Genomic DNA, 12,184 nt, shown 5'->3' with positions numbered 1-12,184 from the left:
GACAACATAGCATCTTTTATCCTCAAGAACTAAGTCAGTCATTCACTCATAAACTTTTCAGTAGTGAAATACCATTTAAATTATCAAATTTTTGGCTAGAGTAAATTCTAGCTATTTTTGTCTCTAAAAATCCTAAATAAAATATAATTAATATACATATTCACATTCGTAAGCACATATTAATCCTGATACGCTATGAACGCGATTTTATTAGAAAATCATCTGACTCATGAACTAGAACTATTAATTTGTTGTTCTCGTACTCATATCAAAGAAAAAGACTTAATTAAAATCCAGACATTATTACAAAAACCAATCAATTGGGAATATCTACTAGAACTTGCTGCTTACCACAAAGTTTTACCACTAATATTTATTAGCCTGAATAAAATTGATTCTCAAGCTATTCCTCATAATATTTTCAGCACACTACAAAAATATCATTACCTTAATACACAGCATAGCCTATTAATGGCTAGTAAACTGGTCAATATATTGAATATTTTCACTGAGAATAATATTCCTGTTATTCCCTTTAAAGGGCCAATTTTAGCTACCACAGCTTACGGAGATATATCACGTCGATCTTTTGGAGATTTGGATCTACTTGTGCATCGGGAAGATTTTTTGAGAACTAAACAAATATTAATAGATGCAGGATTTGAGCCATACGCAGACAGTAATGAACAAGAAGCCGCTTATCTTAAATCTCTTAATAGTCAAGACGAAGAAACTTATTTACGTTCTCACTGGGAATTACATTTAATTAATCGAAAAGAGCAAGTCACCTTAGATGTTCACCAAGGGGTTTTATCTAAAAAATTCTCCCTACCTTCCAGTTCAGAATGGATATGGAATGACACAATAACAATAAATTTTGCTGGTAAACAAATACTCAGCTTTTCTATAGAAAACCTCATCCTGATTCTCTGTTCCCAAGGAAGTAAAGACTGTTGGTTCTACTTAAATAGAATTTGTGACTTAGCTGAAGTACTACACACTTCTACTGATGTGAATTGGGAAAAAGTTTGGCAGTTAGCTATTGAATTAAAAATGACAAAAATGCTGCTGTTAGGGCTTTCATTAGCTTATCATATCTTAGATGCTCCACTTCCAGAATTTATTTTACAAAAAATAGAAAATAACTCATCAGTCAAGCGTCTCACTGCTGAAATTATTATTCAACTAACTCGTCCTGTTGCGGATATTGCTACACAAAGCCAATTAAAATCAGCACTTTTTCATCTAAAATTGATAGAACAACCGTGGGACAAAATATCATATTGCTATCAACATCTCATTGTTCCTACAATCGCAGACAAGAGTTTTGTGTCTTTACCTGAATATTTGTCATTTCTGTACTATTTTGTTCGACCATTGAGGCTGATTTTTTTTAATCGAAGCAAAAATTAATTTTTATAATTTTTCAAAATCAATTACATTGGAACGAATTGATTATAAATAGACATTAATTGCTGATAGTTCACTTCTGAAGAGTATTTATATTCATAAATCGATCTGGCATTTTTGCCATAATTAATCATCAATTCATTATGATTAATAGCCCATTTTATTTTAGCTGCTAAATCTTCTGAATTGCCAGCTTCAAAGTATAACCCACTCACATGATCTTCAACAATTTCAGCCATACTACCTAACTGAGAAACTATCACAGGTAAACTAGCTGCAAATGCTTCAACTATCGTTAATGGAAAACCTTCATACCAAATTGAAGGAAAAACTAAAAATTTAGCTTTCTGCATTAATTCTAGCACTATTACTTTATCTTGATATCCCAAAAATTCAATTAAATATTCATAGCCTGCTGTTTGAACTTTTTTCTGCAAAACTTGATGCAGTGGCCCATCACCGACAATTTTTAATGGTGTAGATATATGACTTTTGATATAGGCATCAATTAAAACAGAAACTCCTTTTTCTTCTGATAATCTGCCAACAAATAGTAAGTAATTATCACGTTGGATATTTGACTCTAACTTATTTGGCTGAAAAACAAAATTTGGTTTAATATAAATTTTTTCTGCTGGGAGTCCAGCTTGAATCATTTTTTCTTTTTGAAATTGAGTCAAAACAATATAACCATTTACTTTCTTATGCCAAGTACCTGTTAATCTATGCCATGTAGTCATTGCAGCAACCACAGAACTTTGAAGATGAGAGTTACGATAACAGCTATGTACAACGCTAGACCAAGGTATTAATGTACCAATACAATCTTCACAGATTTTGCCATCTCGAAATGGCATTGCTTTAGGACAAGCTAGGCGATAATTGTGCAGCGTTTGGATGACAGGTACTCCAGCAGCATAACAAGCATCATATACAGCAGGTGATAGTAACGGAAAAAAATTATGTACATGAACTATATCAGGAGAAAAACGTATTATCTCTGCTTGAACTAGTTGCTTAGATGGAAGCGAATATATTGCGCCCCCTGCTGCTGCTAATGTATCCCAAATATTTACTATATTTAGGTTATTTTCTTCTAGTAAAATCACATCATGCCCATTAGCCTCTAATAGACTTTTTTCAATTTGAACTACTTTATCTTCACCACCGGTTAATCGATAGCGATTGTGTAAGATTAACAGCTTCATTGTTTTTATGAACTGGTGGATATGAACTCATACTATTAAGTTAGAGAGTCAGGGTTTTTGGGAGGAGGGATACACTGGTGAATGTTTATTTGAATTTTATTTTTATATGAGTATTCTATAAAACAAGCATAAACTAGGAAAAACTTGCTAGTTTTTCCTGCACGCAAATTTCTTTATAAGATTGAGCAAAAAATAATCCTTTCAATTCCCAACTAAATACATCTCTAACTCTCTTTTTTCCAACCTCACCCATCTTTGATCTCAATTTTACATCTGCAACCAAACATATCATTGCTTGAGTAATATCTTTGACAGCTTGTTCTGGTGTATTTGCTACAATTTTAAAACCAGTTGCTTCAGTAACTTGAAGTGCTGGCCCTCCCAGATTTAAGCAAATGACTGGTAAACCTAGAGACATTGCTTCTAAACAGACTAATCCACCAGAGTCATGCAAACTTGGATGAACTAGTACATGAGAGTCTCTTATTTTACTTAAGGTTTGATCACGAGACAAACTACCCCAAAATTTAACTTGTTTTTCAATACCTAATTCTTGAGTGAGATTTTCCAAGTTTTTTCGCTCAGATCCTTCTCCCACAACCCAATACTCAGAATTAGATATATTTGCTTTGGCAAATGCTAATAATCCTAGATGAAATCCTTTCCAATGCAATAATCTACCCACGCTGATAAACCTGATAATAGATTGATAGGATAAAGATACCTCTGGATAATTCATTAATTCTTCCTGAGATATACCAAGCTGAGAATATACTTGAATATTTTTGGCTCCTAAATATCGTAACCTTTTAGCTGTATCCTCAGTTGTTGCTAAAGCTAAAATACTCCGCCGTGCTGTTAAGTGGACAAAAGGATCAGACTCTCCGATTAAGCAAGCTGCGTTTCTCAGCAACTCATATATTTTGCTACGAAAATTTAAACTTGTCCAAAAGTTTTTGGGAGTTAATTCTCCTCCACCCACAGGCCCCCAAATAAACGGAATTGGTAATAAACAAAGAAAAGACGGACTATTATATTTTACGTAAGTTACGTGATGCACAATATCAAAGCAAATTTTCTGATGAAGCTTTCTGCTCACAAAGTAAGCTGTAATTTGCCATAAATAGTAGTGAAGATATACCCATCTTTGGGTTGATTTTCCTTTCTGACTCCAATCTATCATCCAACCAAAAGGATCTAAATAAATAAAGTTGAGATTAGATGGTGGCTTGCGTGCTAATTCTGCTTCAATAGCGGAGCGGTGACAGTTAGAGGTTAAAACCCAAATCTGATAATATTTGCTCATTTCTTGAACAAAATTCCAACCTACACCCGGTTCAGAACCTTGGCTTGGTTCACAAGCGTATGCAGAAATTAGAATTTTCATAATTATTAGTTGGTATAGAATATTTATTCAGCTTCTGCATCAAAAAGTTGGGGATAACGTTTGTATATTTGCATTGCAGCTAAACCAATCCCATACATTGTCCATAACCAAATACCACCTGTGGGGCCTTCAATAATTACTTCAAATGATGTAACAGTCATACAAGCCACCCAATAAGTAAGTAAAGTTAAAAATATACCAGACCATTTTGTCTGCCCCTTTTTTCTGCACTGTAAATATTTTGATAGTATGCTTCCAGCCCAACCTAACTGAATGACAAGCCAAAGAACGAAACCAGGAACGCCAGTACGAGAAAGCACAGTAATATGACCATTATGTGGACTACGTACAACCCCATCACCTAAAGGATCAAAACCTGTACCAGCTCCCAAGTTAAAACCAAATCCTCGACCCGTCCAAAAATAATCTGAAAAAGTGCTTTTGATGAGATAAGTCCACCATTCTAATCGATATTCTTTTGAACCTTGTCTTTCATTATTATCAATAAAAATACTCAACACTCGATTAATTAATGGTTCAAAAAACTCTGGATTAAAAATGAAAACCAATAAAATAACCAAAATTATAATAGTTATAATGCGCCAAACTTTACTACTTTTATAATTAGCAATTCCCAGCACAAAAAAAGCATTCAAAAAAGCTAGTGTTCCTGAACGATTAGAATTTAGAGCAACTACACCTAAATTGACAAAAAACATTAAAGTAAATAATAATGGTTGAAAATCTAGCAAACTAGATCCAACAAAAAAAGCAGTAATCCCCGATAAATGAGTCATTGTATCTGCTGGTTTCAGAGAGATAATTCTAGCCCCGGAACCAGGTAAACTAGGTAATGGTATTGTTCTAGATATCAACCAGAGAAATGGTATAAGAATAATAAAAATTCTACAAAAGCGCCCATATTGAGCAACCATAAATAAAAATCGCTGTGGCTTACTAATTAGTAAGGTGGCAACTATTAGGGCAAAAAATGTATAGTACCATAAGGCTGCATCACGTATGGCATCTAAGCCATATATGGGTACATAAGGTATGGTATTGAGGCAACACCACACCATAAATATGATTAAAAACCAAACTTGAGGGAGTTTGAGAAGTTTTGGGATTGATTTGTTGATGCTTAAAGTAAACAATCCAAAAATAAGCGTAATTTCTCCGATATAAGCAGGAGGAACACCAAAGTAAGAAAATCCTCGTCCACACAGAGCATATCCCAACAGTACCCAACTATACCAGTTGAGGAATTTATCGGCGATGGAAGATTTTTCTGTCTCATTGTTAGGATAAACACTTGTCTTGTCGAGCATAGGCCCTTTTAGGTGTTACTAGTTGATTTGGAAAAATTAAAAGGATTCAAATATAAATTGCATAGTTGCAATATAAAGATTTTTATAGAAGTTCAAATGATAGTAATTTGTTTATAGATGAGATTCATGAAATTTTTAACAAACTCTGATGAGTAGCTAATTCATAAATTGCCATCATCCGGCTATAGTTCTGTTGCGCTGTGTACTTAGATTCAAATTCATATCTAGCTTCTTGACGCATTTGAGCTAGTCTTGCTTGATTTGCAATCGCCCATTGCACTTTATTTGCTAAATCTTCGGGGTTTCCTGGCGAGAATAGCAATCCAGTACGACCAGAGTCTACTAATTCTGCGATCGCTCCAATATTAGCAGCAATTACGGGCGTACCTTTTGCAAAAGCCTCAACCGCAACTCGACCAAAAGTTTCATACCACTTGGAAGGAAACACTAAAAACATCGCTTCTCCCATTAATTTATGCACTTCAGATATTGGTCTACGTCCTAGCCATTCTACGTTGGGTAATCGTTTGACTAATTCCACCACTTTCTCTGCCAAAGGCCCTTCCCCGATAATCTTCAAAGGAACTTTCCCTTCCAAATAGTTCCAAGCCGCTAGTAAAGTATCTAATCCTTTTTCGGAAGATAGTCTTCCCACAAAAAGAGCATAACCGCCAGAACCATCTCCCACACCAGGATCAGGATGCACAAAGTTAGGCTTGACGACAATTTTTTCGGCGGGGAAACCTCCGGCGATAAATTTTTGTCGAGCAAACTCAGTTAAAGCAATGTACACATCTACCATTTCCAGCCAAGTACCCATAGCGCGATGAGCTGTTAACATAGTTGCTACTGCGATCGTTGCTGGACGATTTTCCCGATAGCAACCATGCCAAACGCCAGGATAGGGAATAAACTTCCCCATACAATCTTCGCAGACGAGTCCATCCCGAAAAAATAAGCCATTGGGACACAATAGGCGATAATTACGCAAAGTTTGCACAACAGGTAATCCTTCTGACTTAGCCGCATAGTGGACAGAAGGAGAAATTAAGGGGAAAAAATTCTGAATATGAACAATGTCACATTTTGAATGCTGAAGTTTTTGTTTGACTATGTTGTAAGATTCTTGAGACCAAATAGAGCGCAACGCCATCGGTACAGCACCAATAGATCCCACTCGGTCATTATGTTCTTGATAAACATCAACTTCATGACCCATTTCCCGTAAGAGTTTTTCTTCAGCCTCACGAGATTCATCTTCGCCGCCACGAATTTGATAATTGTTATGAATGCTTAGAATGTGCATTGAGGAAATTTTGAATGGGATAATGATTAATTAAATAACCTGAGCGTTATTTTCTTTGGTCTGAATTACACTTTTTGATAATAGAGACTGTTGGCAAGTCAAAATATCTTCATAAAGTGCCACTAAAGAATTAGCTTTAATTTCCCAGTTGTATAACTCACTCACCCGCTTTTGACCTGCTTGTCCCATCTTGGCTCTGAGTTCTGGATCTTTAGCTAGACTAACTATTGCCTCTGCCATACCTTTAACAGCATCTTCAGGGTTATTACCAGTAATTTTAAAACCAGTTTGCTCCGTAATCTGAAAAGCTGGGCCTCCTAAATTCAAACAGATTACAGGTCTACTGGCTGCCATTGCTTCTATGCAAACCGTAGGCGAAAAATCATGCAAACTAGGATGAATTAAAGCACAAGATTCTCCCAATATCCTTAGTGCTTCTTCACGAGGCCGACTTCCTAAAAATTTGACCTTTTCAGCAATTCCTAGTTTATTAGCTAAAGCTTCTAATCTTGGACGTTCCGGGCCTTCACCAATAATCCAGTATTCCCCATTTTCTAAGTTAGCTGCTGCAAAGGCACGTAACCCAAGATGAAATCCTTTCCAATGCAGTAAACGCCCCATACTGATAAATCTTATGGGAGCTTGGAATTGCGAAACATTATATTGCTCGAATTGAGCTATATCTTGTTGATTAACACCTGTTTGTCCCAATATCTTCTCAATACGTTTTGTACCTAATGCACTTACACAATCAGCTGTTTCTGATGTGCAAACTATTGCTACAGCACTTCTTTTGGCAGTCATTTTCACAAAAGGGTCGCGTTCACCTATCCAACGGCTAACTTCCCGCAAACTTTCATAAACTTTGCCACTCCAATGAAAATCACGCCAAAATGGCTTCGGTGCAACTTCACCGCCCCCCAATGGCCCCCAAACAAACGGTATAGGTAATAGTGATAAAAAGCTAGGAAAACAATATCGACCGTAGGTAACATGATGTACCAAATTAAAATTAATTTGCTCATGTAGTTTCCTGGCTTGAAAATATGCACCTATTTGCCAAAAATAGTAGTGAAAATACAGTGCTGTTTGTCCTCGGTTCCACCATCTAGCCCAAGCAGGTAAGTCATGATACACAAACTTCAACCCTGGAACTGGCATTCTTGATAGTTCAGCTTCAATGCTGGGTTGATTATCTTGACGTGTAATTACCCATACAGCCTCACATTTGTGAGCTAGTTCTTGAACCATATTCCAACCAACTCCTGGTTCAGACCCCATCTTTGGTCTACAGGCATAGGCAGAAACTAAAATTTTCATATTTTTCATTTCTTAAAATATTTATGCAGGTTTATGGTATGTATCGCATTAATAATTTTCGTGACTGATTTTTCAATAGCTGGATCAGCTTTTGTTTTTGATTTAATTGATAAAAACCTCGAATGGAATAATCCACTTCTATGTGATGTTGTTTGAACAAGTCAACCACAGCCGCCTCTAACCATTTACCTTGAACAATTCCAGTGGGATAATAAGGAAAAATATATTTATCTTGACCATTAAAATAATCAAGATTTTGACAGAAAAATGAATCTTTAATTTTCCTGGCTCTGATGCTACCCCAGCGTTCAAACTCCCATCCTGTTTCATTTGGCTCAAGATAAAATCTGAGTCTATCCTTGACCCACAACCCGGCTTGTAACCCAATCCGATAGTTAGCTTTTTGAGGAATCTCCCATAATAACGGATATTTGGATGATGGTTTATATGGGCCAATTCCCAGAGTTTCTCTTAACCGAATGTGGGAATATCCTTCACATTCCATAATTTCGAGAAAATCATAGAGGATAGTTGTATTGACATAATCATTAAGAAAATAATCATCTTGTACATAAAGAATGTACTGAGAATTAATTTGGTCAAGACAACGAATTAAGCAATCACTCCAACTCGGTCTTGTGCCACTCTCATCATTTATCCCAACTTGAGAACATTGTATATTTAACCCATGATAACTAAATACTTTAGTTTCAGTATTGAGTATTATAGGGTGAGGACAATTAGACCAATACTTTGCAAAAAGAGTAAAGAATGGTTGCCAGCAATCTTCAAAACTGTCGGTACTATTTACGAGAATTGCTAATTGTGAAGTATCATCCATAAATAATCTTACTTTTTCTATGTTTGTTGAATACTTTAAATTAAATTTAAGCTAGTCTAAAAGACTTACATCATTATTATTTTGCTCAAAATCTAAGTTATTTACATCTGATTATTGAGGAGCATTTGGTATTTTTCTTCTAAAATCTGCGTTTGCTTATGAAGATTAAACATATTTTCTACTCGTTGTCGGCCATTTTGACTAAAGCTTTGCCAGAGAACACTATCATTAAATAGCTGTAAAACATACTCTGCAAGAGTTTGAACATCTCGTTCAGGTGCTAGAAAACCAGTCTCTTGATGTGCTACTACTTCAGGAATTCCACCACTAGCAAAGCTAACTACTGGTAAACCCATTGCTTGAGCCTCAGCAAACACTATACCAAAACTTTCGCAATCACCAGACTCCGCTCTAATACTAGGAACACAAAATATTTTGGCTATTTGCATCCAATGTTTTACAACCTCTGGTGGTTGGGAGCCTAGAAAACGATAGTTTTTGAGTAAGGACTTAGCTAAATTTTCTAAAGAATTGCGGAGAGGGCCATCACCGATCACTAGCAAAGCTATTTCAGGATTTTCTGCCTGTACTCTCTCCATCGCTTTTATCAAATACTCACAGCCTTTCTTCTCAACTAGCCGTCCAACAAAAAGAACTATCGGCTCTCGATTAGTTATTGGCTGAGGTTGAAAAAGTTCTGTATCTACACCTATATAATGCACTAATATTTTTTCTGAAGGAAAACCTTGCTGAACAAGTTCCGCTTTCAAAAATTTTGATACAGTAATAAATAAATTGGCCTGTTGTTTAAGTAATTCTCGCCGTTTGAGATAAACACGAGTACTGATAGAATTTTTTCTAGCATATTCATCCTTCATGGTAGCATCGAGTCCATGAAAGGTAACAATCATAGGTAGATTTAAAGACTGTACTAAAGGAAGAGCTAAAGCTCCACAAACGCCAAAATGAGCATGAAGTAAAACAGGATTTAGCTGTTTTACTTTTTTCCTGACTTTTGGTGCTATTCCTGTGACTTTAAACAATACCTCTTGGAAAGCTCCAAAACTTCCACCTTCATTAACTACTAACGTGCGCTCTGAAGGTAGAGATAATCCTTTGACAAAACGAGAACCCACATAATAAGGTTCAAAATTTTTTAGTCCTTCTCCTTGAGCGCGGATAAATGTTTCTGAAGGAGGGAGAATGCGTCCACAGAAAATAACTACATTTGGCTTAGACATACTGTTTTTATGCTGGCTCTAGAATTATATCGCTGTAGAACTTTTATTTTGATTCCTATAAAATAAAGCATATTTCAATTCAAATAATAATTTGTACACTTTAGCCCCAAAAATTACTCTTATAATTCCCTTAGCGAAAAGTTCTCCAGACCAGGGAAGGAATTTTAGTAAGGCAAGAATATAGAAAAGAGCAGTAATTTTATTTCCTTTATCAAGTTCTTTATTTACTCGAAGTAACTGGACGATGGATGTTCTTACTCCTATAACACGATGATAATTAATCGCTCCTGTCCGTTGTTTTATAACTGTCCCCCACTTATTTTTGAAAATCCTTAATCCCTCTAATTTAGCTTGCAAATTACCTCCAATCTGCTGGGGATGAAAATATCTAATAATTAGTGGTTTATCGACTACTAAAAAATGGTTATTGGCTGCTGCTAGACTCAACCATAAATCATAGTCTTGAAAACTAGGTAAACTTTCATCAAAGCCATTAACTTCTAGTAAGGCAGAACGTTTCACCATAAATAGTGAAGTGGTAGGAGGTAGCCAACCTCTCAATAAATCATCAAAAACATCTCCTTCATAAAGATGTAAACTGGGTATTTTCTGTTGTCCCTCTACACATTCATAACCTAAGCAATAAACAACAGTTGCCAGAGGATCATCACTTTCTTGTAAACGTTTTACCTGTAACTCTAACTTCTCAGGTAACCATTCATCATCACTATCTAAAAATGCGATGAATTCTGTGCTGGCTGCTTTAATGCCTTGATTACGTGCATAGCTACCTCCATAATTCTTACCTAAAGGTAAAAACTTAATTCGTGGATCGGTAAATTCTTTAACTACTTCAGCAGTATTATCTGTAGAGCCATCATCAACAATAATCAATTCAAAATTAGAGAAAGTCTGTTGGAGAATACTAGAAATTGCTCTTGATAAAAAATTAGCTCTATTAAATGTTGGAACTATTACACTAACGATTGGTTGTCCTGGGAGAGATGAATTCATAACTTTTAGCTTCTAAAATAATTTAATTCTAAATTTTAATTAGATTTTTACATACAAGATTGATATACATTGCCCGTTATTTTAGCAATGTTTAGCCAATCATATTTCTCTGCTAGTTGGCGATTGTATTGACCCATAGTTGATAGTTGTTTTTGTTGTTCTAACGCCAATTTCATAGCTTGAATTAAACCATATTCATCATCAATTTCATATAAAAATGCTCCAGAATGATCTAAGACTTCTGCGATACATCCTTTGCGGGGCGCAATACAGGCTCGACCAAAAGACATTGCTAACATTACAGCACCTGAAGTGAGAATATCTCGATAGGGAAATACGACTACATCACAAGCGTTCAGATAAATTTGAAGTTTCTCCGAAGGGACAAATCCGGGTATAAATTTGATACTTGGATCGTTATCAATCTTCTGTAAAAGCATATCTGTCATTTCTGGACTATTTTGATATACTTTACCTGCAATCACTAGTTGACTTGCATCATTATGCAGTTGTTTAAATGTATCTATTAGTTCTAAGACTCCTTTGTAGGGTCTAATCATCCCCAGGAATAGGAAAACCACAGCAGAATCATCTATATTTAAGCTTTTGCGGGCTAGAGTTTTTTCGATATTGTTATCGTAACAGTTGATATAGTTACCATGCGGGACTACAAATACTTTATCTTGATTATCGTTCAGGGAAAAACTTTTGATAACTTCTTCTTTAGCTGAGTCACAATGGGCAATAATCGCATCAGCTAATTTAGCCACTAAATAACTACATAAATTATCTAAAACTAAGTTTTTATTTTCATGATTTTTTAGATTATGTACAGTCCAAATAATTTTGGTTCTTAGCAGTTTTAAGATAATTAATTCTAAAATAAAAAATGATAATTTTAGAGATTTTTCTACAGTATTAGAACCTGCGAAAAATGGATGGAGCCAATGTAAGTGTACTACATCTGCTTTTTGAGGAAACAATACTGCTGGTAAAAAGAAAGTTGTTGAAGAGGAAGGATGAGGAAAATCTGCTTGAATATCTAATTTATTGAGGTGATGAATTAGCTCTTTTTGGTAGGGATTATCATCATTTGTTTGTGGTAGAAATATAGATTTCATGTTTAATT

At 35.4% G+C, this 12,184-nt stretch carries 10 protein-coding genes; 1 reads left to right on the top strand and 9 read right to left on the bottom strand.

Features of this window, described 5'->3' with window-relative positions; all coding sequences use genetic code 11:
* Nucleotides 1–195 precede the first annotated feature (195 nt).
* Nucleotides 196–1,413, top strand: coding sequence for a nucleotidyltransferase family protein (locus tag H6G79_RS03515; protein ID WP_190589828.1), 1,218 nt, complete (start codon nt 196–198; stop codon nt 1,411–1,413).
* A gap of 23 nt (nt 1,414–1,436) precedes the next feature.
* Here the strand turns inward: H6G79_RS03515 and H6G79_RS03510 are convergent, their stop codons facing one another.
* The 9 genes from H6G79_RS03510 to H6G79_RS03470 all read right to left on the bottom strand — a co-directional run bounded on the left by H6G79_RS03510 (nt 1,437) and on the right by H6G79_RS03470 (nt 12,176).
* Entirely contained in the window at nt 1,437–2,618 is a 1,182-nt protein-coding gene (locus tag H6G79_RS03510) for a glycosyltransferase family 4 protein (RefSeq protein WP_190589829.1), read from the bottom strand.
* A gap of 133 nt (nt 2,619–2,751) precedes the next feature.
* Nucleotides 2,752–4,005, bottom strand: a complete 1,254-nt coding sequence (locus H6G79_RS03505) for a glycosyltransferase (RefSeq protein WP_190589830.1) — start codon at nt 4,003–4,005, stop codon at nt 2,752–2,754.
* A 23-nt stretch (nt 4,006–4,028) separates the two neighbouring features.
* Entirely contained in the window at nt 4,029–5,243 is a 1,215-nt protein-coding gene (locus H6G79_RS03500; protein ID WP_242048186.1) for an O-antigen ligase, read from the bottom strand.
* Between the two features lie 214 nt (nt 5,244–5,457).
* Complete coding sequence (locus H6G79_RS03495) at nt 5,458–6,639, bottom strand: glycosyltransferase family 4 protein (protein ID WP_190589832.1); 1,182 nt, start codon at nt 6,637–6,639, stop codon at nt 5,458–5,460.
* 30 nt (nt 6,640–6,669) lie between these two features.
* The gene (locus H6G79_RS03490; RefSeq protein ID WP_190589833.1) at nt 6,670–7,959 is read right to left on the bottom strand and encodes a glycosyltransferase family 4 protein; all 1,290 of its coding nucleotides are present in this window, start codon (nt 7,957–7,959) and stop codon (nt 6,670–6,672) included.
* Between the two features lie 31 nt (nt 7,960–7,990).
* A complete protein-coding gene (locus tag H6G79_RS03485; RefSeq protein ID WP_190589834.1) occupies nt 7,991–8,800 on the bottom strand; it encodes a hypothetical protein in 810 nt (269 codons plus the stop codon).
* A gap of 101 nt (nt 8,801–8,901) precedes the next feature.
* Nucleotides 8,902–10,041, bottom strand: a complete 1,140-nt coding sequence (locus H6G79_RS03480) for a glycosyltransferase (protein ID WP_190589835.1) — start codon at nt 10,039–10,041, stop codon at nt 8,902–8,904.
* A gap of 24 nt (nt 10,042–10,065) precedes the next feature.
* Complete coding sequence (locus H6G79_RS03475; RefSeq protein WP_190589836.1) at nt 10,066–11,055, bottom strand: glycosyltransferase family A protein; 990 nt, start codon at nt 11,053–11,055, stop codon at nt 10,066–10,068.
* Between the two features lie 47 nt (nt 11,056–11,102).
* Nucleotides 11,103–12,176, bottom strand: a complete 1,074-nt coding sequence (locus H6G79_RS03470; protein ID WP_190589837.1) for a glycosyltransferase family 4 protein — start codon at nt 12,174–12,176, stop codon at nt 11,103–11,105.
* Nucleotides 12,177–12,184 lie beyond the last annotated feature (8 nt).

Origin of the sequence: Anabaena sp. FACHB-83, from assembly GCF_014697485.1 — a bacterium.
Taxonomy (GTDB): domain Bacteria; phylum Cyanobacteriota; class Cyanobacteriia; order Cyanobacteriales; family Nostocaceae; genus Nostoc_B.
The sequence above is the reverse complement of the archived record's forward strand: the minus strand, read 5'-3'. Positions and strand labels throughout refer to the sequence as shown.

What these genes read in the sequence shown, in the direction of transcription:
- H6G79_RS03505 (WP_190589830.1), bottom strand. Translation starts at nt 4,005, where the DNA reads ATGAAAATTCTAATTTCTGCATACGCTTGTGAACCAAGCCAAGGTTCT.
- H6G79_RS03485 (WP_190589834.1), bottom strand. Translation starts at nt 8,800, where the DNA reads ATGGATGATACTTCACAATTAGCAATTCTCGTAAATAGTACCGACAGT.
- H6G79_RS03495 (WP_190589832.1), bottom strand. Translation starts at nt 6,639, where the DNA reads ATGCACATTCTAAGCATTCATAACAATTATCAAATTCGTGGCGGCGAA.
- H6G79_RS03490 (WP_190589833.1), bottom strand. Translation starts at nt 7,959, where the DNA reads ATGAAAATTTTAGTTTCTGCCTATGCCTGTAGACCAAAGATGGGGTCT.
- H6G79_RS03470 (WP_190589837.1), bottom strand. Translation starts at nt 12,176, where the DNA reads ATGAAATCTATATTTCTACCACAAACAAATGATGATAATCCCTACCAA.
- H6G79_RS03475 (WP_190589836.1), bottom strand. Translation starts at nt 11,055, where the DNA reads ATGAATTCATCTCTCCCAGGACAACCAATCGTTAGTGTAATAGTTCCA.
- H6G79_RS03510 (WP_190589829.1), bottom strand. Translation starts at nt 2,618, where the DNA reads ATGAAGCTGTTAATCTTACACAATCGCTATCGATTAACCGGTGGTGAA.
- H6G79_RS03480 (WP_190589835.1), bottom strand. Translation starts at nt 10,041, where the DNA reads ATGTCTAAGCCAAATGTAGTTATTTTCTGTGGACGCATTCTCCCTCCT.
- H6G79_RS03515 (WP_190589828.1), top strand. Translation starts at nt 196, where the DNA reads ATGAACGCGATTTTATTAGAAAATCATCTGACTCATGAACTAGAACTA.